Here is a 19,896-nt window from a genome sequence, read left to right as displayed (position 1 = left end):
CGGAGGCTGGGCACCCGCTCACCGGCGTCCCCCGCCGTCCGGCCCCGCCACACCCGAGCTGCCCGGGGTGTGGTGCCGTTCTGCCCCGCAGCAGCACCACGGACACGAAGCGCGCTGCGGCGGGAAGCGCCGCCCGTCCGTGGACGAACGACTCACATCGACCACCTGGAGCCGAAGTTGACCAGCAAAGAGCCGCAGCACGGCGAGATCCCCGGAGCGCCCGCCGCCGTACCGCCGCCGGTGGACGAACCGACCGAGCCGCGCGAGCCGCTCCCGCCGAAGCCCGACCAGCGTGCTCCCGAGACGGTCAGTCCGACGGGTCAGGCCACCGGCGCCCCGCCCGCGGCCGTGGCGCAGAGCGGCGCATACCTGACCACGGCGCACGGCACCCGGCTGCACGACACCGACCACTCACTGAAGGCCGGTCCCCGCGGGCCCGTGCTGCTGCAGGACCACCACCTGCGGGAGAAGATCACCCACTTCGACCACGAGCGGATCCCGGAGCGGGTCGTGCACGCCCGCGGGTCCGCCGCCCACGGCGTGTTCGAGTCGTACGGGACCGCGGCCCGCATCACCCGCGCCGCGTTCCTCGCCGAAGGCGTCCGGACCCCGGTGTTCGTGCGCTTCTCCACGGTCCTCGGCTCGCGCGGATCGGCGGACACCGTGCGCGACACGCGCGGCTTCGCGACGAAGTTCTACACCGACGAGGGCGTGTTCGACCTCGTCGGCAACAACATCCCGGTGTTCTTCATCCAGGACGCCATCAAGTTCCCCGACGTGGTGCACGCCGCCAAGCCGCAGCCCGACCGGGAGATCCCGCAGGCGCAGAGCGCCCACGACACCTTCTGGGACTTCGTCACCCTGCACACCGAGGCGACGTTCCACACCCTCTGGAACATGTCCGACCGCGGCATCCCCCGCTCGCTGCGGATGATGGAGGGCTTCGGCGTCCACACCTTCCGGCTGGTCGACGCCGAGGGCGGCACCACCCTGGTGAAGTTCCACTGGAAACCGAAGCTCGGGGTGCACTCGCTGGTCTGGGAGGAGGCGCAGATCGCCGCGGGCGTCGACCCCGACTTCCACCGCCGGGATCTCGCCGACGCCATCGAGGCGGGCGCGCACCCGCAGTGGGAACTCGGCGTGCAGACCTTCCCCGACACCGAGGACCAGATGTTCCAGGGGATCGACCTGCTCGACCCCACCAAGATCGTCCCCGAGGAACTGGCCCCCGTGCAGCCGATCGGTCTGCTCACGCTCGACGCCAACCCGTCGAACTTCTTCGCCGAGACCGAGCAGGTCGCCTTCCATGTGGGCCACCTCGTCCCCGGCATCGACGTCACCAACGACGCGCTGATGCAGGGCCGCCTCTTCTCCTACGTCGACACGCAGATCACGCGGCTCGGCGGCCCCAACTTCCCGCAGCTGCCCATCAACCGCACGCACGCGCCGGTCAACGACATGCTCCGCGACGGAATGCACCAGACCGCCGTGCACCGCGGGGTGGCGCCCTACCGCCCCAACTCCCTCGACGGCGGCTGCCCGTTCGTCGCCGGCGCCGGCGACGGCGCCTACATCGAGTCGCCGGTGCCCGTGCCGGAGTCGCGCAAGGTGCGCGACGCGGCGGCGTCCTTCGACGACCACTTCAGCCAGGCGCGCCTGTTCTGGCTGAGCATGAGTGAGCCCGAGCGCGAGCACATCGCCGCCGCCTACTCCTTCGAGCTGGGCAAGTGCTACGAGAAGGCGATCAAGGAGCGCGGCCTGAGGGTGCTCGCCAACATCGACGGCGAGCTCTGCCGGACGGTCGCCGAGGCCCTGGGACTGCCCGCGCCCGAGCCCACGGTCGAACTGGCGGACCCGCAGCCCAGCCCGGCGCTGTCCCAGGTCGGCCGGACCTGGCCGCTCGACGGGCGGATCGTGGGCATCGTGGTACCGGACGCCGGCAAGGACGTCGCGGACGCGCGGCAGGCCGTGCTCGACATGGACATGGTGCCGCTGGTCGTGGCCCCCACCGGTGGCGACGGGGTGCAGCGGACCTACGCCACGGCGCGTTCCATCGAGTTCGACGCCCTCCTGCTGGCCGGCTCCCCGTCCGGCGACGCCCCTGTCGACGCGCGGCTGCTGACGCTGGTCGGCGAGGCGTACCGGCACGGCAAGGCGCTGGGCGCCTACGACGGCGGCGACGCCCTCCTGGCGGCGGCCGGCGCCCAGACGTCCTCGGCGGGCGTCATCAGCGGCGACAGCGGAACCGGGGTCCTGGGGCAGGTCGCCGAACTGCTGGGCAGCCACCGGGTCTGGGACCGCTTCTCGGCGCACCCCGGCGTCTGAGTCCCCGGCCCACCGAAGCGCAAGTGCGATGCGAGTGAGGCGACAACCTGATCATGCGAGGTGATGACCGTGCCGGAACCTGACACCGCGGACGCTCCCGGTGCCGTCCTGTTCGACGTGGACGGCACCCTGATGGACACCGTCTATCTGCACACCGTGGCCTGGTGGGAGGCGTTCCGCCAGAACGGGCACTCGGTGACGATGGCGAGGATCCACCGCTGCATCGGCATGGGCGGCGACCATCTGCTCGACGAACTGCTCGGTGAGGACCGGGACGAGGAGGAGAGCGCGGCGGCGAAGGCCGCCCATGACGCTCTGTACGCGCAGTACTGGACGCGGCTGGTGCCGCTGCCCGGCGCGCGCGATCTGCTGCGGGCGTGCGCGGAACGCGGCTGGCGGGTGGTGCTCGCCTCCTCGGCCTCCGGGCCCGAGGCGGACGTGATGGTCCGGGCGCTCGACGCGGACGACGCGATCGCGGCGGTGACCACCGCCGAGGACGTGTCCGCCAGCAAACCGTCCCCCGACATCGTCCACCAGGCACTGGAGCGGGCGGGTGTGCCCGCGGAGCGGGCGGTCTTCGTCGGGGACGCGGTCTGGGACGTGGAGGCGGCCGGCCGTGCGAAGGTGCCCTGCCTGGCGCTGCTGACCGGTGGCTGGTGCCGCGACGAGCTCGCCGGCGCCGGCGCCAAGGCGGTCTACGAGTCCCCGGCCGACCTGCTGAGGCACCTCGGCGAGAGCCTGCTGGACCGGCCTCCCGGCGACACAGCGTGACCGCCGCGGGGCCGGGTCGTCCGGCCCGCGGGGGGCCGCTGGGGCAGGAGCGTCGGGAGTCCACTCAACCGGGCGGGTTTGAAAGCGGGTTGAGTGGCAAGTCGCCTCGCGGAGTCGTTCGGAATGCGCGGCTCCGCAAAGGGTTCCAAAGGGTTCCAATCGGGCCACCAGCGGAAACGCGGGAGAGGAGTGCCGGAATGCCGACTGCAGACGAGGTTGAGCCCGTCCGGTTGAGCACAGTCGGACTGGTGGACGTCAGCGAGGAGTCGATGGCGTTGCTTCCCACCGATCTCGTCTACCAGCCCTCCGATCCCCTCGCCGTGACGATGGTGCTGCGTGGCCCCGACGGCGAGGACGTGCGCTGGACCTTCGCCTGGGACCTCCTGACGGCGGGTCTGCTGGGCCCCGCGGGGGAGGGCGACGTACGGGTCAGCCCGACCACCGAGGGGTTCCACGGCGTCGAGGTGGCCCTCGCTCCCTCGTTCGGCGTACGCGTCCGGCTACCCGACCAGGAGGTGGCCGCCTTCGTGCGGGCGCTGCGGGTCCGCCAGGGGTGCGACGCCGACCAGGTCGCCGGCGCCCTGGACGCCGAACTCGAGCTCATCATGACCGGAGCCTGAACCCGGGCCCGCACCGGCTTCGCAGCGGTGCCGCGTTCAGCGCACCAGCCCGGCGGCCACCCGCAGATCCGCGACGAGTCCGGCGTAGGCGGCCTCCCGGTCATCCGACCTGAGCACGGACGAGGGGTGCACGGTCGGCACCACCTGGGTGCGGATTCCCGCGTGCCCGTCGGAGGCGTGGTCCGTGCCGTCGCCCGGCACCGCATCCGGCTCCACGGGACCGATCGTGCCGTCGGCGGCCACCGCGCACGCCTGCACCGCACCGCGGTCCTTCGTCACCCGGAACGAGGAGCCCAGCAGGGCGCGTCCGGCGGTCGCGCCGAGAGCGACGACCACCTCGGGTTCGACCAGCCGCAGTTCGGCGGACAGCCACGGCCGGCACGCCGTCATCTCCCGCAGCGACGGCGGCTTGTGGATCCGCCGCTTGCCGGTGCGGGGCGCCAACTCGAACTTGAAGTGCTTGACCGCGTTGGTGACGTACGACGGTTCGTCGGCGAGACCCGCCTCCTCCATCGCCCGGTGCAGCAGCTGCCCGGCCGGACCGACGAAGGGCTTGCCCTGCCGGTCCTCCTGGTCGCCGGGCTCCTCGCCCACGAACATCAGCCGCGCGGACGCGTCGCCCTCCCCGAACACGGTCTGGGTGGCCGGGCCGAACAGCGGGCAGCCCCGGCAGTCCGCGGCGGCCCTGCGGTGCGCGGGGATGCGTCCCCGCGCGGGCAGGAACGGCGTGGCGTCGTAGCCGGATCCGTCGCTGGGGCCCTCTGCTCCGGCCGGCGGTTCGGCGTTCTTCCGGGCTGGCATCGCACCTCCTGATCGGTCGCCTTTGCTCGGCTGCCTGCTGAACGACCGTCTCAGCCGCCGGCCAGGGATCGCTGGAGGCGGGTGAGCAGGGCGTTCACCGGGGGCCGGTGCAGCGCCGCGCGGGCGGCGTTGGCGCCGGGACCGCCGTGCACCGCACCTCCGGGGTGCGCGGAGGCCGACGCGAGGAACAGCCCGCGCACCGGGGTCTCCGGCCGGCCCGTGCCCGGGATCGGCCGGAACACCAGTTGCTGGTGGATCGCCGTGGTGCCGGCGTTGATCGCGCCGCCCTGCAGGCTCGCGTCGCGGTTCTCCAGCGTGGGCGGGGCGAGGATGCGGCGACGCCGGATCAGGGCGCGGAAGCCGGGGGCGTAGCGCTCGACCTGGGCCTCGACGCGGTCGGCCATCGCGTTCTGCTCGTGGTCGTTCCACGCGCCGGTGAGACCGTCGCCGCCCGCGTCGCCGCTCACGATCTGCGGAACGTGCGTGTAGGCCCATGCCGCTTCCGTCCCGGCGGGGGAGCGGCTGGGGTCGGCGGTCGTCATCTGGCCGAACAGCGCGAACGGCCGGTCCGGGATCCGCCGGGTCGCGAGTTGCGCGGCGAACCTCGTCAACTCGTCCACGCTGTCGGCGAGATGGAGGGTACCGGCCTGCCGTGCGTCGGGGGCGGTCCACGGGACCGGGCCGTCGAGCGCCCAGTCCACCTTGAAGGTGGAGAAGTCCCACTGGAAATGGCGTAGTTGGCGCAGGACGGCAGGCGGCAGGTCCTCCGGGCGCAGCATGCGGCGATACAGCAGTGGGGCCGGGACGGCGGCGAGCACGGCCCGGCGGGCCGGGATCTCCTCGCCGGCGGCAGTCCGCACCGCGACCGCCCGGCCCGAGCGCACCACGATCTCGCTCACCGGTTCACCGCACCTGATCACTCCACCGCGGCGCTCCAGGCGTCCGGTCAGCGCCTTCGTCAACATGCCCGAGCCCCCGACCGGCACCGGGAACCCGACCGACTGGCCGAGCATGCACAGCAGCCAGCCGAACACCCCGCTGCCGGACGTCTCCGGAGCCAGGTCGGCGTGCAGGGCGTTGCCGGCGAGCAGTAGACGTCCGCCTTCTCCGCCGAACTGCTCCTCGCCCAGGCGCCGGGCCGGCAGCATCATCATCCGCGCGAACTCCAGTGAGGCGGCCGGTCGCAGTTCGGCCAGCGTCCGCAGTCCGCCGATCACCGGTGGGAAGGGGGTGAACAGGCACCTCAGCAGGTCGGCGTTGATTCGCTCCCACAGGGCGTGCCACTCCTGCCAGGCCGCACCGTCCCCGGTGGCGAAGGTGTCCAGGTTGACGCGGGTCTCGCGCAGGTCGCGGCTGAGCAGCGCGCTCCGCCCGTCGGGCAGCGGATGCGCGAGCACGTGGGGGGCGTGGCTCCAGCGCAGGCCCTCGTCCTCCAGGCGGAGATCCCGCAGGACAGGGGAGGCGGCAGCCAGGGGGTAGAACGAGCTGAAGACGTCGGTGACGAAGGCCGGGTCCACCGCGCGGTCGCTGCGGACCGCGCCGCCGGGCTCGTCCTGCGCCTCGAGCACCTCGACGCTCCAGCCGGCGTCGGTCAGGATGTTCGCGGCGACGAGGCCGTTGGGACCCGCGCCGATGACGACCGCGTCAGGCATCGCGCCCTCCCCGGGCGCCCTGACCGTCCTGACCGTCCTGCCCAGTGTGTGCGTCCTGGCCGGGTCGCTCGGGCGAGCGCTGCTCCACCACCTCGGCCAGCCGGCTCAGCATGCGGCGGTGCCGCAGTTGCAGCACAGCGTCGAGGGCGACGTTGTGCAGGACGCCGCCTGGGCCGGTCAGCGGGTGCTCGTCGACGATCACCAGGCTGTTCTCACCCCAGGGCTTGATCTCGATGTCGATCCTCGCGGTCCCGAGGCGCCCGCTGTCGACCTCGAGTGCGAGGTGGGACGGACGCTCCTCCTGGCGGACGGTCGTCCGGCCGGCGAGCGACAAGGACCCGATGCCGATCGTGTACTCCAGCGACGAGCCCTCGGCGGGCCAGTCGCCCTCACCGCCATGGGACGACTGGGTCCCGGCCACCCAATCCGCGTACAGCTCACGGTCGGAGAGCACCGCCCACACGTCGTCACGGGAGCGCTTGATGAGCTGATGGCGTACGGCCATGGGACACCTCCTGGAGGGCGGCGCGGCGGGCGCACCGACATGGTGCGGCTTTCCGCCCAGAGGGGCATGAAACGTCCGCTTCGCAACTGTGCACGTGACCTCGCCGGCGGGCAGCCGGCCTGGCATGAGGCCCGGACTGCTGGGCAGGGATCGCTTTGGCCGGGCCAGACCGGTGACCCGGCCGATACCCCTCCTCACGGCACTGACGGAAGGAGGCGCGCGTGGCCTCGTCACGCACCCCACTGCCGGCCGGCCAGGAGCGCCAGGCAGACCACGGAGGACAAGCGGACCAGCAGGAAGCGACGCGCCGGCGATGGCGCGCCCTGGCGGTCTGTCTGACCGCCAGTTTCATGACGCTGCTGGATGTGAGCATCGTCAACGTGGCGTTGCCGTCCATCCGGACGGGCATCGGGGCGTCACAGAGCGGCCTGCAGTGGGTGCTCTCCGGTTATGCCCTGGCCTTCGGTCTGGTGCTGGTGCCGTCCGGGCGGCTCGGGGACGTCCGCGGCCGGCGCACGGTCTTCATGGCCGGGCTGCTGCTGTTCACGGCGGCCAGCGCGTTCGCCGGCGCCGCGCAGAACGAGGCGTGGCTGATCGGAGCCCGGCTGCTGCAGGGTGTCGCGGGCGGAATCCTGGTGCCACAGGTGTCGGGTTTCATCCAGCAGATGTTCCGCGGCGCGGACCGGGGCCGGGCGTTCGGCCTGCTCGGCGCGACCATCGGCGTGTCGACCGCGCTCGGACCGCTGCTGGGCGGACTGCTCATCGAGGCGTTCGGCCCGCACGAGGGCTGGCGCTGGGTCTTCTACGTCAACCTGCCCATCGGCCTGGCGGCGCTGCCACTGGCGTACCGTCTGCTGCCCACCCCGCCACCGCGCGAGCAGCAGGAGGACGGCCGCGGCCGCAGCGATCTGGACCCGGTCGGTGTGGCGCTGCTCGGCCTCGGCACCGTGGTGCTGCTGCTGCCGTTCGTGCAGGAGCAGCAGTGGCCCGGACTCGGGAAGTGGCTGCTGGTCCCGCTGGCGCTGGCGCTGCTGACGGCGTTCGCCTTCTGGGAGCGCCGCTACGCCCGGACCCGCGAGCCGCTGGTCAATCTGACGCTGTTCCGGCAGCGGTCGTACGGCCTCGGCACCTTGCTGTCGCTGCTCTACTTCGCCGGCTTCACCTCGATCTTCTTCGTGCTGACGCTCTTCCTGCAGAACGGCATGCACTACACCGCCCTCGAAGCCGGTCTGTCGATCATGCCCTTCGCGGTCGGCTCGGGCGCCGCGGCTGCCGTCGGCGGGCGTGTGGTGACCCGGATCGGGCGGCCCCTGGTGGCCGCGGGGCTGGTGATGGTATCATCGGGCTGCTGGGCACCGCGCTGGCCGTGCACCTGGACAGCACCCGCTCGATCGGGCTGGTCACCATCGCACCCCTGCTCTTCGCCGGCCTCGGCAGCGGCCTGGTCATCGCGCCCAACCAGACGATCACGCTCAGCGAGGTGCCCGTGAAGCGGGCGGGCAGCGCGGGCGGCGTGCTGCAGACAGCCCAGCGGATCGGCTCCGCGGCCGGCATCGCGGCGGTCGGATCGGTCTTCTTCTCCAAGGCCGGCGGCGCTCACGGCGACTGGTCCGGCGGCTTCCAGGCGGGGCTCATCACCTCCACCGGGCTGGCCGCGCTCGCCCTGGTCATCGCCCTGGTGGACGTGTTCACCGGCGGCCCGAACAAGCCGCAGGACAAGGGCGAACAGCGCTCCCCGTGACGGCGCGCGCGGGGGAGTCCCGCAAGCGTGACCCGGCCTCCGGTGGGGAACCTGCGGTCAGTCGCGTGGGAGGAGCGGCCCGAGCGGTCCCAGGTCGAGGTTGAGGTCCTCGGGGGAGAGCCCGAAGTGCTCCCGCAGTTCCGTCATGCGGTCCTCCAGGGCCATCAGCGTCAGCCCCAGGTTCTCGATCTGCTCGTCGCTGAGTCCGCCCTGATCGATCCGGCGGATGGCCTGACGCTCCATCAGCTGACGCAGCAGCTCCACGATGGTGAGAACGAGTCCGGCCAGACCGCGCTCGACCTCCTCGCGGTCGATGTCGAGCCGCCGGGGTACGGACGTTCCCTGTCGCCGTGCCGGGCGGTGGTCGCCGTCCGGGGCCGAAGGGCCGTGTCCGGTGCGGCGGTCGTCGTCGGGCCGTCCGGTCATCGCGGGTCCGTCTCCGCGAACGGCGCGCTCGCCGGCTCGTCCTCCTGCACGGCGCGGATGGACGCGACCAGGGCACGGAGGGAGATCCGCACGAGGTCGACGTCCGCGATGCCCAGGACGACCTCGCCGCTGATCACGACGCCGCCTGCCAGCACCCGGTCCAGCAGGTCGACGAGCGCCACCTGCCGCTCGGGTCCTGGCCCGGCGGCCGCGGCGGAGGAGGGCGCGCGGGACGTCATGCCCGCCGCCCCTCGACCTCGCCGACGAACGAGTACGGCGGCCACGGGCCGCTGAGTTCGAGCTCGACCTCGGGGAAGTCCTCCGCGCAGGACGTCACCGCCGCGGCGAACTCCTCGGCGCGGTCGCGTTCGACGAGGAAGGAGTCGTTGAGGATCATCCACCCCTGATAGGCCGCGAGTTTCGGGTCCTGCGGCGGATGGGCCACCCCGCGGGTGGCGAGGCTCTCCAGCACGCCGCGTACGTCCTCGGCCCGTCCCCGCGCCCGCTGGAACGCCTGTTCCCGGTCGTCGCGCTGTGCCCGGCGGCGCAGCAGGTACGCGGTGCCCGGCCGGCTGTCCGCACCGGAGGCGCCCGCCGCCCCGCCGCCCGGACCGCCGGAGGGCGCGGGACCGCCGGAGGCCTCGGGACCGCCCCCGGGGTCCATGTACGCCTTGACCCCCCATTCCTCCTGCCCGTGCACACGGGCGAGGGCGCCGGTGAAGTCGGCGGAGCGTTCGCGCAGGACCGCGCGGACCGAGTCGTCGTCGCGGTAGACGGTGGCGAACTGCAGCGGAACGGTGTCGCCGTGCCGGAAGACGGTGTCGATCACCTCGTGGTGGGCGCGGGCGGCGGCCTCCAGCCAGCGCAGGTCCTCCAGGTGGTCCTTGAGAGGGTCCTCCGCGAAGTCGGCGGCGGGAACCGTGCCCACGACCGCGGTCAGCCCTTCGCCGCCTCCCTCGCCCTCGACCGCGCGGACCGGCTCGGCGGCGACGCCGGAAAGCCCCGCGGCCTCCGGCGGCCCGGGCCCGGTCGTCACGGCGTAGATCCACACCAGATCGTTCATGAGGCGTCGTCACCGTTCCGCCCGGACCGGCTGCGGCCCTTCGCGGGCCGGCCGGACCGGCTCCCGCCCGCCTCGTCCTCCCGACGGTCCTGCTCATCCGGCTCTTCCCGCCTTTCGGCGGCGACCTCGCGCCCAGCGCCATCGTCACGGTCGAGTGCGGCGGCGCGCTCGGCACTGCCCTCGGCCTCCAGATCGCCGATCCGGCGGCGCAGCCGCCGGTTCTCCTCCAGCACGTCTCGGTCACCGGACGAGAGGGAGGGGTCGTGCTCCCACCAGTCGATCCCCATCTCGCGGGCCCGGTCCACCGAGGCCACGATCAGCCGGATCTTGATGGTGAGCAGTTCGATGTCGAGCAGGTCGATCCTGATGTCCCCGGCGATGACGATGCCCTTGTCCAGGACCCGTTCGAGGATGTCCGCGAGATTGGCGGCCTGGGGCCGGTCCGCCTCGCGCGACGGGCTCCGCGTGCTGCTCGCTCCGGTCCACGCGGGCTGGTTCATACGGCGGTCACTCCTTGCCGGCGCGACCGCGGTAGTAGCGGTCGTCACGGTCGTAGGAGATGAGATCACCCGCCGCGTCGACCTGGACGCGGTACACCGCGAGGATGTCGGTCGAGTCGGGTATCCGGTGGGTCTCCACCACCTCCACGCCGACGCGCCAGCCCTCCTCGGTGCGGGCGATCGAGGTCACGCCCTCCGGCTCGTGGCCGGTCAGGTCCCTCACGTGGCGTGCCGCGCTCAGCGCCGCGTCCTGTGCCGTCAGACGTGCGTTGGCCACGGCTCACACCTCCAGGCCGCCGAGCGGAGGCCCGGACGCCAGGAGGCGACGCACCAGTTCCTCTTCCTCGCTCGCCGCCTCCTCGGCTGAGAGCTCGCCGTTCTCGCGGGCGCGGTCGACTTCCGCGAGACGCCGCCGGAGGGCCGCCGGGTCGTCCGTACGTCGTGCGGCTTCCTGCTGGATCTGCTCCGCGATCCACATGACGCCACGGACAGGTGCAAGGGGAAGGAGGATGACTCCGCTGACGAGTCCCACGGCTACGCCTCGCCTTCGGTTTCCTCCATCGCCTCGGCGACGAAGTCGTACGGTGCCAGCGGCCCCAGCAGGCGCATGCGGATCCGGTTCTGCCAGTCACCGGCCAGACGGTCCGCGGTGCGCTCGAAATCGGCGCGGCGGTCGTCGTTCACCAGAAAGGCGACATCCGTGACCCCGTCGTCCGTGGGGGCCTCGGAGACGACCATGGCGTCGGCGAGCGGGCCCAGGCGCTCCTTGATGAGCTCGGTGTCCTTCTCCCTGCGGGCCGCGACCGACTCGTAGATCAGCTCGCCGAGCCGCACCCGCTGGTAGTAGGCGGCGTCCTCGGGCATCTGGGCCACGGACTCCCGCAGTTCGGTGATGTCCGGGCGGTCCGCGAAGATCTCGCGAAGCAGCGCCTCCTCGTCGTAGGTGGCGCGCAGCGTGAACTGCGCGCGCCCGTCGAGGCGTTCGAGGGCATGGACGAAGGAGTCGTGGCCCTTCGCGAGGACGTCGTCGGAGACGGCCTGCGTGTCCTTGAGGACCGTTCCGAATCGGAACGGCAGCACCGGGGCGCCGGTCGCCGCCAGGGTGTTCAGTACGTCGGCGTGGGCGCGCAGGTCCTCAGGCCTGCCCAGCGGACGGCCGCCCGGCAAGGGGCTGACCGCGGCCGCGACGTCGCCGTGGCGGACGTAACCGACTCGCGTCTCCTTGTCACCGCCGACCGGCGTGAGCTTCTCGACCGCCGGGTCGGTCGCCGAGGCGGCCAGGATGCCGTACACGTAACAGCCCGTCGCGGGCGCCTCCGCGGCCGCGGGAGCGCCGGCCACGCGGGCCTGCTTCTCATCGGTCGGAACCATCACCGGCTCCGATCCTTACGGCTGGCCGGGCGGGACCGATGCTTGGGCTGCCGGGACTCCTCGGCTTCGCCGTCCTGGTCCTCGGCGTCCTCGTCGGAACCACCGCCGAGCATGCCGCCCACCGTGTCCTTGACACTGTCCTTGGCGCCTTCGAGAGCGCCCTTGGTCTTCTGCTGGGCACCGCCTTCGCGGATCTCCTGCATCATGCCGGGCAGTCCCTTGGTCTCGGTACCGCTCCGGGCGAGATCGAGCCGGTTCGCGGCCTCGGCGAACCGCAGATAGGTGTCGACACTCGCGACGACGATCCGCGCGTCAACGGTGAGCAGTTCTATGCCGACCAGCGAGACGCGCAGGTAGACATCGATGACCAGACCCTTGTCGAGTATCAGGTCCACCACGTCGACCAGGCCGCCGCCCGACGGGCGATCCATGTACGTGCCGGACTGGGTCGCCATGGTCATGGCGTTCATCCCCTCCGGGATCGAGTCCTGGTCCGGGTTCCGGACCCGGCCCTGTCGTCCCCGTCTTCGTCCTCGTCTTCCTCGTCTTCGTCCTCGTCGCCGTCCTCCTCGTCGGCCAGCTCGTCCTCGTCATCCGCGTCCTCGTCGTCCTCGAACCCGTCTTCCTCGTCCTCGTCGGCGAGTTCGTCGTCCTCGTCCTCCTCGCCTTCCTCGCCTTCCAAATCCTCGGGCTCCTCCTCGTCGAACTCGCCCTCGGCGTCCTGGTCCTCAGCGCCTTCCTCGCCCTCGGCGCCCTCCTCCGACTCGTCCCGCTCGTCCTGCTCCTCTTCCTCGCGCACTTCCTCGTCGCTGCGGACGACCTCGCCGTCCGAGACCTCACCGCGCCAGCCGTGGACCTCGTCCTGGTTGAGGATGGTCCGCGTCATGACGTGGCGCTGGAAGTGCTTGAGCTCCAACCGCGCGCGGCGTCCCTGGGCGCGCCACAGATTGCCGGTGCGCTCGAAGAAGCCCTGCGGGTGGTACTCGAGCACGAGGAGGATCTTCGTCAGGTCGGGGGTGAGTTCGTGGAAGGTGACCGTGCCGTCGACGCGGCCCTTCTCACCCTCGGACTCCCAGTGGATGCGCTCGTCGGGCATCTGCTCGATGACGGTCGCCTTCCAGGCCCGGTGGGACCAGAAGACCTGCGCCTTCCAGTTCATCTCGGTCTCGGACTCCTGCTTGATGTTCTCCACCTTCTTCATGAAGGTCGGGAAGTCCTCGAACTCGGTCCACTGGTTGTAGGCCACCCGGACCGGCACGCCGACCTCGATGCTCTCGACGATGTTGGTGACCTTGATCTTCTGGCCCTTGTCGCCGCCGCCACCGCCTCCCCCGTCGTCCTTGCCGCCGCCGAACGCGCCCTTGACCTTCTGCTTGGTCTGTTCCATCCCGGCGTCGAGCATCGAGCGGAACCCCGACTTCCCGCTCGCCAGGCTCTGGCCGCCCTTCAACGCCGCGGCAAGGCCGCCGCCGCCTCCGCCGCTCTCGGCGAAGTCCGTGAGCTTCTCGGTGGCGCCGGACAGCTTGTCGGAGATCTGCCCGATGGCCCGCTCGCCGAGCGCGGTCAGGAGCTCCTGCCCCTGTTCCATCAACCGGTCGACGGGCAGTGCGCTGGTGGTGTCGCCCGCTGGGCGTTCCCGCTCGGTCATGGCGTCATCACTCCTTGCCTCGTCCGCCGGCCCGTGAGGAGGCCGAGCTCTTGCGTGCGGTCCGCTTGCGGGCCTCGCCGCCGCTCGCCGTCTTCTTCTTGGCCGCGGAACCGGAGGGCCGCGGCCCGGAGGCCTTCTTGCGGGCGGCGCCGCCGGACGCGCCCTGCTTCTTGGCCGGGGCCTTCTTCGCTGCTGTGCTCTTCCGTGCAGCGGTGCGGCTCGGAGCGCGCTTCCTGGCCGGGGCGCGTTTGCGTCCCTCCTGCTCCTCGTCCTCGGGCTGCTCTTCCTCCTGCTGGTCCTCGTCCTCCTCCTGGTCCTCCGCCTCGTCCTCGTCCTCTTCCGGCTCGGTGGCGTCAGCCTCGTCCTCGTCGGACTCCTCGGACGAGTCATCGGGGCCGGCGCGCAACGCCTCGGTGCGCTCGGCCAGCCGGTCGCTGAGGGCGTCCATCTGCCGTGCCGTCGCCGCCACGGCCGCCGCCTTGCCGGCGGAGGCCAGTTGTCCGCGCAGGTTCCCGGTCAGCTTGCCGATCTCGGGGGACTTCAGGAGTTGCGCCGCAGTGCCGCCCCTGCCGTTCGAGCGGAGCTGCCTTCCGGCCACTGCTCCGGCCAGCACAAGGGCCCAACGGGCCTTGCGGAAGCGCCCGAGGAGATAACCCCCGGTCACTGCCGCGGCCGCCTTTCCGGTGTCCATGAGTGTTCTCCTCGTCAGCCGGGGCGATCGTCAAGAATTCGGCTTCCCCCTCGAATGGAGAGAAAACGGTATATGCCGGGTTTGTCCGGGGCGTTTAGCCGCAGGTCGATGACTGCTTTTGGTGTCTGCTCGAACACCCTGTGTGTGCGGTGCATGTCCAGCCAGTCCCGGCGCACGACGGACATGCCGTGCCGCCGGTGATCACCTTTCGTGCGGCGGGGCGGTCAAGATGAAGACGGCTCGACCGCGGCCGGCATCCGCCCGACCGCGTCGCACACACCATCGGAGGGTGCATGTCCGACCCGACTGGCAACGACCGGGGCGACGGCTACCGGCCCGCGAAGCGGGAAGTGGACGGGGCTGCCGCTCAGAGAAGGGGCCCGGACCCGGAGGCGCTCACCCGCATCATGCTGCGGCCCATCGCGAGCAGCCTGCCGCTGGGGTTCTTCGCCTTCGGCACCGGGAGCGTCCTGCTGACCACCCTCGAACTGCGCTGGGCGCCGCAGGAGCAGAGCTCCTCGCTCATGCTGCCGGTGCTGGTGTTCGTCGTCCCGCTGGAGGTGCTCGCGGCCGTCTTCGCCTTCCTGGCGCGGGACGCGGGTGCCGCGTGCGCGCTCGCTGTCTTCGCCGGCGTCTGGGCCGGCAGCGCTCTCATGTTCCTCCGCGGACAGCCAGGGGAGACCAGTCCGGCCCTGGCGGTCTTCCTGCTCACCGTCGCCCCGCTGATGCTGGTGCTCGCTGTGGCGTCGCTGCAGGGCAAACCGCTCTTCGGCGCGCTGCTGGTCATCGGCGCGGCCCGCTTCGTGCTGATCGGCGCCTACGAGGCGGGGGGCCCGGGCAAACTGCAGACCGTCGCCGGGTGGATGGGCGTGGCGCTCGGCGTCTTCGCCCTGTACGGGGGTCTGGCCCTGCTGCTGGAGGACGGCGCCCAGCGGACCGTTCTGCCGCTCGCGCGGCGTGGCCGGGCGCGTGGCGCGTTGGAGGGCGACCTGGCCCAGCAACTGGCCCGTACCGAGGGTGAGGCGGGTGTGCGGCGGCAGTTGTAGTGCCGCCGGTGAAGTGTCAAGGACGCCGCGTCATTCCCCGCGGTGGACGTACTGGAAGACCATGCCGCCGACGCCGGTGAACAGGATGCCGAAGCCGATCAGGAAGAGCCAGATGCCGAAGACGATGCCCAGGGCGGTGACCGCGGCCCCCACGGCGGTGAAGGGCGGGTAGGCGCTGCGGGCCGGGAAGAAGTCCAGTGGGCCACTGCGTTCGACGATCTCGGACGCGCTGTTGTCCTCCGGCCGGGAACCCCGGCGCCGGTAGTTCATCGTGAAGAAGAAGCTGATGACCGACGCCATGACGAACGCCACGATCAGGGCGGCCGTGCCGGCGGGTTCGCGGGACCAGCCCGCGTAGATCCCGGCGGTGACGAAGAAGAAGGCCGCCACGCCGCCGAACAGGAATGCCTCGTTTTTCATGGAGTCGACTCTTCATGGGTGTCGGGGGTCGCCTGTCCGGGCGGTGTCTTCGGCGACGGCATGCCGGCCGCCTCCGGGTGGTGCAGGTCGAAGGCGGGGGAGTCGGAGCGGATGCGGGGCAGCGAGTGGAAGTTGTGCCGCGGCGGCGGGCAGCCCGTTGCCCACTCCAGCGACCGGCCGTAGCCCCACGGGTCGTCCTCCTCGACCTTGGGTGCGAACCGCATGGTCTTGATGACGTTCCAGAGGAACGGCAGGGTGGATGCCCCGAGCAGGAACGCGCCGATGGACGAGACCGTGTTGAGGTTGGTGAAGCCGTCCGCGGCGAGGTAGTTGGCGTACCGGCGGGGCATTCCCTCCTCGCCGAGCCAGTGCTGGACGAGGAAGGTGAGCTGGAAACCGACGAACAGCGTCCAGAAGTGGATCTTCCCGGTGCGTTCGTCGAGCATCCTTCCGGTCCACTTCGGCCACCAGAAGTAGAAGCCGGCGAACATCGCGAACACGACGGTGCCGAACAGGACGTAGTGCAGGTGGGCGACGACGAAGTAGCTGTCCGTCACCTGGAAGTCCAGCGGCGGCGAGGCCAGCAGCACACCGCTGAGCCCGCCGAGCAGGAACGTGACCAGGAAGCCTACCGACCACAGCATGGGCGTCTCGAAGGACAGGCTGCCGCGCCACATCGTGCCGATCCAGTTGAAGAACTTCACTCCTGTGGGCACCGCGATCAGGAACGACATCAGGGAGAAGAACGGCAGCAGGACCATGCCGGTGGCGAACATGTGGTGGGCCCACACGGTGGCCGACAGCATGGTGATGGCGATGGTGGCGCCGACCATGCCCATGTAGCCGAACGTCGGTTTGCGGCTGAACACCGGGATGATCTCCGTGACGACGCCGAAGAAAGGCAGCGCCACGATGTAGACCTCCGGATGGCCGAAGAACCAGAACAGGTGCTGCCACAGGATCGCGCCGCCGTTGGCCGCGTCGAAGATGTGCGCGCCGAACTTCCGGTCGGCCTCCAGGCACAGCAGCGCGGCGGTCAGCACCGGGAACGCCAGCAGCGCCAGGATCGAGGTGAACAGGATGTTCCAGGTGAAGATCGGCATGCGGAACATCGTCATCCCGGGAGCGCGGAGGCACACGATCGTGCTGACGAAGTTCACCGAACCCAGTGTCGTGCTCAGCCCGGCCAGGACCAGGCCCATCGCCCACAGGTCGCCGCCCGAACCGGGCGAGTAGATGGCGCTGTTGAGCGGCGCGTAGGCGAACCACCCGAATGCCGCGGCGCCGCCCGGGACGACGAACCCCGAGACGACCATCAGGGCGCCGAGCAGGTAGAGCCAGTACGTCAGGGCGTTCAGCCGCGGGAAGGCGACGTCCGGCGCGCCGATCTGCAGCGGCATGACCGCGTTGGCGAATCCGGCGAACATCGGCGTCGCGAAGAGCAGCATCATGATCGTGCCGTGGATCGTGACGAGCTGGTCGTACTGGGAGTTGCTCCACAACTGCAGACCCGGCCGGGCCAGTTCGGCCCGCATCCCCATGGCCAGCAGCCCGGCGAACAGAAAGAAGCAGAACGCCGTGACCATGTACAGGTTGCCGATGACCTTGTGATCGGTGGTCGTGACCCACCCGAGGACGCGTTCGCCGAACGGGCTGCCGCGGTCGACCCCTTCGGGCTGCTCCGTGGTGGCCGCGGGGGCCTGGGGACGGGTGTCCGTCATGACGACCTCCGGTCCGGCTGCGCCTGGATCTCCTTGATGTGCTCCCGCTCGGTGATGGTCGGCGGGATCTCGACCCGGGAGCCGAAGTACCAGTGGGACAGGGCGGAGCGGACCCGCATCCGCCGGGACGCTCCGTCGCGCGGCGCGGGGATCGGACGCGGCATGTCGCGGACCAGGAAGCGGTACCAGCGGGCGACGGGCACGGGTCTGTGGCCGGGGACGATGGCGCCGTAGACGCTCTGGCTCACCTCACCGGTCTCCTCGCCCCGCAGCAGTTCGTGCCGTTCGTGCGCCTGCAGGGCCAGGCACAGGCGCTTGGTCAGCATGAACGCCAGGATCGGCAGGACGATGACGCCGAATCTGAAGATCCAGACCAGGGTGTTCAGCGATACCCGGAAGGTGAACGCGATGACGTCCGTGCTGCTGGTGGTGAGGAGCACGGCGTACCAGACGATGCCCGCGACGCCGAAGGCCGTGCGCACCGCCTTGTCCCGGGGACGGTCGCACAGATGGTGCTCGCCGACGTCACCGGTCAGCCAGCGTTCGAAGACCGGATAGAACAACAGCAGGGTGAACAGCAGGCCTGGCATGACGATCGCGGGCAGCAGGACGTTCCACATGATCGCGTGGCCGGCGAACGTCGTCTCCCAGGGCGGCATCAGACGCAGGGCGCCGTCCAGGAATCCGACGTACCAGTCCGGTTGCGCATCCGTGCTCACCTGGTCCGCACGAAACGGCCCGTAGACCCAGATGGGGTTGATCTGGGCGACCGTGGCGAGCCCCGCAGTCACGCCGAACACGCTCAGCAGCAGCCCGGTCGTCTTGGCGGTGAACTGGGGGAACATCGGCTGCCCCACCGCGTTGCGGTTGGTGCGCCCCTGCCCGGCCCACTGCGTGTGCTTGAGGTACACGACCAGGAACAGATGCACCGTCACCAGGGCGACCAGGAGGGCCGGTACGAGCAGCACATGCACGATGTACAGCCGGCTGTTCAGCAGATGCCCGGGGAACTCACCGCCCCAGGCGAAGAAGGCCAGATAGGTGCCGACGAGCGGGATGGACTCCACGATCGTGAAGGCGGTGCGCAGCCCGGTCCCCGAGAGCAGGTCGTCGGGGAGCGAATAGCCCGCGAAGCCCTCCAGCAGGGCCAGGATGAAGAGCGCGATGCCGGTCATCCAGTTGCCCTCGCGCGGCCGCCGGAACGCCCCGGTGAAGAAGATCCGCAGCATGTGCACGCCGATGGAGGCGATGAAGAGGAGCGCCGCCCAGTGGTGCATCTGACGCATCAGCAGGCCGCCGCGCACGTCGAGGCTGATGTGCACCGTCGACTCGTAGGCCTGGGACATCTGCAGGCCCTGCAAGGGGACGTAGCCGCCGTGGTAGATCGTCTGCCGCGTCCCCGGCTCGAAGAACAGCGTCAGCCAGGTTCCGGTGAGCAGGAGGACCACGAAGCTGTACAGCGCGAGTTCACCGAGCAGGAACGACCAGTGGTCGGGAAAGGCCTTGCGCAGCAGTTGCTTGGCAGCCTCGGCCAGCGGCAGCCGCCGGTCCAGCACATCGAACCCGGTCGACGCCGCCTCCCGCGCCATCCGCCGTGCCCGCTGCCGCCGCCTTCTGAACAGCACTGCCACGCGTTACCCGCCTCCGTCCCGCCGGCAAATCCCCAGGGACCGCCACCATCCCGAACGGGTGACGTGCAGGGGCGGATTGAATCGCGGGACGGGCGAAGTTCACCGGAACACTCCAATACGCGGGTCATACGAGGGTTGTCTGCGAGGCATTCTGGGAGCACGGGCGGTTCCGGCGCCCGCCGTGCTCACCGGGACCGGGCACGCCCGCCGGTCGCCGCTGTCACCAGGTCTGCTCGGCGGCGCGGACGAGCATCTCGTTGACCGCGACCCGGCGGTCCCGGGTGACGATGTAGCTGACCGCGTCGGCGATGTCCTCGGGGCGCAGCAGTTCCATGTCGGCGGTCTGGCGCTGGATCGCCTCCCGTACGCCGTCGCGCAGGTGCGTGCTCAGCTCCGTGGCCACCGTGCCGGGTTCGACGACGCTGACCCGCACGCGCTTCTGCATGACCTCCTGGCGCAGGGCCTCGGTGAAGCCGTTGACCCCGAACTTGGTCAGGTTGTACACGGCCGTGCCGGGCCGGGCCACCCGGCCCGCGGTGGAGCTGATGTTGACCAGGTCGGCCACCCGGCGGGGGGAGTCCTCCGCCGCGCGCAGCAGGTGCGGCAGTGCCGCGTGGGTGACGTACAGCAGCCCCTGGACGTTGACCTGCAGCATGCGCTCCCACTCGTCCAGGGGGGAGTCCACGGCCTGGCCGATGCCCATGAAGCCGGCGTTGTTCACCAGTGTGTCGAGGCGCCCGAGTTCGCTCACCACCTGCTCGACGGCCGCCGCCGCCCGCTGCTGGTCGGTGATGTCGGCCTCGACGACGAGCGCGTTGCCGCCCTCGCCGCGGATCGTGTCCGCCAGTTCCGCCAGCCGTTCGCGCCGGCGGCCGAGCACGGCGACGGTCGCGCCCTCCGCGGCGAGGCTGCGTGCCGTCGCCTCGCCGATGCCGCTGCTGGCGCCGGTGACCAGCGCGACGGA

21 protein-coding genes and 1 pseudogene are annotated in these 19,896 nt (G+C 71.1%); 5 read left to right on the top strand and 17 right to left on the bottom strand.

The annotated features are described in order from the left end of the window. The first annotated feature begins 177 nt into the window (after nucleotides 1-177). The 3 genes from K7862_RS32070 to K7862_RS32060 all read left to right on the top strand — a co-directional run bounded on the left by K7862_RS32070 (nucleotide 178) and on the right by K7862_RS32060 (nucleotide 3,716). Nucleotides 178-2,325 carry a catalase gene (locus tag K7862_RS32070; protein WP_262414145.1) on the top strand — a complete coding sequence of 716 codons (2,148 nt, stop codon included), beginning with the start codon at nucleotides 178-180 and terminating at the stop codon, nucleotides 2,323-2,325. Nucleotides 2,326-2,388: 63 nt separating this feature from the next. Continuing rightward, nucleotides 2,389-3,096 carry an HAD family hydrolase gene (locus K7862_RS32065; RefSeq protein ID WP_222968444.1) on the top strand — a complete coding sequence of 236 codons (708 nt, stop codon included), beginning with the start codon at nucleotides 2,389-2,391 and terminating at the stop codon, nucleotides 3,094-3,096. Nucleotides 3,097-3,293: 197 nt separating this feature from the next. Next, entirely contained in the window at nucleotides 3,294-3,716 is a 423-nt protein-coding gene (locus K7862_RS32060) for an SsgA family sporulation/cell division regulator (protein ID WP_222968443.1), read from the top strand. A gap of 36 nt (nucleotides 3,717-3,752) precedes the next feature. Here K7862_RS32060 and K7862_RS32055 read toward each other — a convergent pair whose 3' ends face one another. From K7862_RS32055 to K7862_RS32045, 3 genes are read right to left on the bottom strand one after another with little or no spacing between them, the layout of a single operon-like run. Continuing rightward, entirely contained in the window at nucleotides 3,753-4,517 is a 765-nt protein-coding gene (locus K7862_RS32055; RefSeq protein WP_222968442.1) for a UdgX family uracil-DNA binding protein, read from the bottom strand. Between the two features lie 50 nt (nucleotides 4,518-4,567). Beyond that, a complete protein-coding gene (locus tag K7862_RS32050; protein ID WP_222968441.1) occupies nucleotides 4,568-6,169 on the bottom strand; it encodes a phytoene desaturase family protein in 1,602 nt (533 codons plus the stop codon). Further along, nucleotides 6,162-6,674 (bottom strand): SRPBCC family protein, encoded by a 513-nt coding sequence (locus K7862_RS32045; protein WP_222968439.1) that lies wholly within the window; start codon nucleotides 6,672-6,674, stop codon nucleotides 6,162-6,164. Before K7862_RS32045 ends, K7862_RS32050 begins: the two co-directional genes overlap by 8 nt. Nucleotides 6,675-7,024: 350 nt before the next feature. On the opposite strand from K7862_RS32045, the pseudogene K7862_RS32040 reads away from it, so the two are divergent. Further along, nucleotides 7,025-8,415: pseudogene (locus K7862_RS32040) on the top strand (MFS transporter). A gap of 57 nt (nucleotides 8,416-8,472) precedes the next feature. Here the strand turns inward: K7862_RS32040 and K7862_RS32035 are convergent. Genes K7862_RS32035 through K7862_RS31990 form a run of 10 tightly spaced genes read right to left on the bottom strand, consistent with a single transcriptional unit; the run spans nucleotide 8,473 to nucleotide 14,114 of the window. Beyond that, complete coding sequence (locus tag K7862_RS32035; protein WP_222968438.1) at nucleotides 8,473-8,841, bottom strand: gas vesicle protein K; 369 nt, start codon at nucleotides 8,839-8,841, stop codon at nucleotides 8,473-8,475. Further along, complete coding sequence (locus K7862_RS32030) at nucleotides 8,838-9,080, bottom strand: gas vesicle protein (protein ID WP_222968437.1); 243 nt, start codon at nucleotides 9,078-9,080, stop codon at nucleotides 8,838-8,840. The genes K7862_RS32035 and K7862_RS32030 overlap by 4 nt, the downstream gene beginning before the upstream one ends. Next, nucleotides 9,077-9,904, bottom strand: coding sequence for a GvpL/GvpF family gas vesicle protein (locus tag K7862_RS32025; protein WP_222968436.1), 828 nt, complete (start codon nucleotides 9,902-9,904; stop codon nucleotides 9,077-9,079). Before K7862_RS32025 ends, K7862_RS32030 begins: the two co-directional genes overlap by 4 nt. Next, entirely contained in the window at nucleotides 9,901-10,404 is a 504-nt protein-coding gene (locus K7862_RS32020; RefSeq protein ID WP_222968435.1) for a gas vesicle protein, read from the bottom strand. The genes K7862_RS32025 and K7862_RS32020 overlap by 4 nt, the downstream gene beginning before the upstream one ends. 7 nt (nucleotides 10,405-10,411) lie before the next feature. Beyond that, nucleotides 10,412-10,681 carry a gas vesicle protein GvpO gene (locus tag K7862_RS32015; protein ID WP_222968434.1) on the bottom strand — a complete coding sequence of 90 codons (270 nt, stop codon included), beginning with the start codon at nucleotides 10,679-10,681 and terminating at the stop codon, nucleotides 10,412-10,414. 3 nt (nucleotides 10,682-10,684) lie between these two features. After that, entirely contained in the window at nucleotides 10,685-10,936 is a 252-nt protein-coding gene (gene ccmI / locus K7862_RS32010; RefSeq protein WP_222968433.1) for a c-type cytochrome biogenesis protein CcmI, read from the bottom strand. A 2-nt stretch (nucleotides 10,937-10,938) separates the two neighbouring features. Then, nucleotides 10,939-11,775, bottom strand: coding sequence for a GvpL/GvpF family gas vesicle protein (locus K7862_RS32005; protein ID WP_222968431.1), 837 nt, complete (start codon nucleotides 11,773-11,775; stop codon nucleotides 10,939-10,941). Then, on the bottom strand, nucleotides 11,775-12,236 hold the full coding sequence (gene gvpJ / locus K7862_RS32000) for a gas vesicle protein GvpJ (protein ID WP_222968429.1): 462 nt from the start codon (nucleotides 12,234-12,236) through the stop codon (nucleotides 11,775-11,777). The genes K7862_RS32005 and gvpJ overlap by 1 nt, the downstream gene beginning before the upstream one ends. Before the next feature lie 5 nt (nucleotides 12,237-12,241). Next, on the bottom strand, nucleotides 12,242-13,423 hold the full coding sequence (locus tag K7862_RS31995) for an SRPBCC family protein (protein ID WP_222968427.1): 1,182 nt from the start codon (nucleotides 13,421-13,423) through the stop codon (nucleotides 12,242-12,244). Between the two features lie 7 nt (nucleotides 13,424-13,430). Beyond that, complete coding sequence (locus K7862_RS31990; protein ID WP_222968425.1) at nucleotides 13,431-14,114, bottom strand: hypothetical protein; 684 nt, start codon at nucleotides 14,112-14,114, stop codon at nucleotides 13,431-13,433. 293 nt (nucleotides 14,115-14,407) lie between these two features. Between K7862_RS31990 and K7862_RS31985 the strand changes: the two genes are divergently transcribed. After that, on the top strand, nucleotides 14,408-15,160 hold the full coding sequence (locus tag K7862_RS31985; RefSeq protein WP_222968424.1) for a GPR1/FUN34/YaaH family transporter: 753 nt from the start codon (nucleotides 14,408-14,410) through the stop codon (nucleotides 15,158-15,160). A 30-nt stretch (nucleotides 15,161-15,190) separates the two neighbouring features. Here K7862_RS31985 and ctaF read toward each other — a convergent pair whose 3' ends face one another. The 4 genes from ctaF to K7862_RS31965 form a co-directional block, all read right to left on the bottom strand. Further along, nucleotides 15,191-15,580: an aa3-type cytochrome oxidase subunit IV gene (gene ctaF, locus K7862_RS31980; RefSeq protein WP_222968423.1), complete on the bottom strand. Its 390-nt coding sequence runs from the start codon at nucleotides 15,578-15,580 to the stop codon at nucleotides 15,191-15,193. After that, nucleotides 15,577-17,301: an aa3-type cytochrome oxidase subunit I gene (ctaD, locus tag K7862_RS31975; RefSeq protein WP_222968422.1), complete on the bottom strand. Its 1,725-nt coding sequence runs from the start codon at nucleotides 17,299-17,301 to the stop codon at nucleotides 15,577-15,579. The genes ctaF and ctaD overlap by 4 nt, the downstream gene beginning before the upstream one ends. Then, a complete protein-coding gene (gene qcrB / locus K7862_RS31970; protein WP_222968464.1) occupies nucleotides 17,298-18,926 on the bottom strand; it encodes a cytochrome bc1 complex cytochrome b subunit in 1,629 nt (542 codons plus the stop codon). The genes ctaD and qcrB overlap by 4 nt, the downstream gene beginning before the upstream one ends. A gap of 226 nt (nucleotides 18,927-19,152) precedes the next feature. Beyond that, a partial coding sequence (locus K7862_RS31965; protein WP_222968421.1) for an SDR family NAD(P)-dependent oxidoreductase occupies nucleotides 19,153-19,896 on the bottom strand: 744 nt, incomplete at its 5' end.

It is taken from the genome of Actinacidiphila acidipaludis (assembly GCF_019890725.1).
Classification (GTDB): Bacteria; Actinomycetota; Actinomycetes; order Streptomycetales; family Streptomycetaceae; genus Actinacidiphila; species Actinacidiphila acidipaludis.
This window is presented reverse-complemented; position numbering and strand designations above follow the sequence as displayed.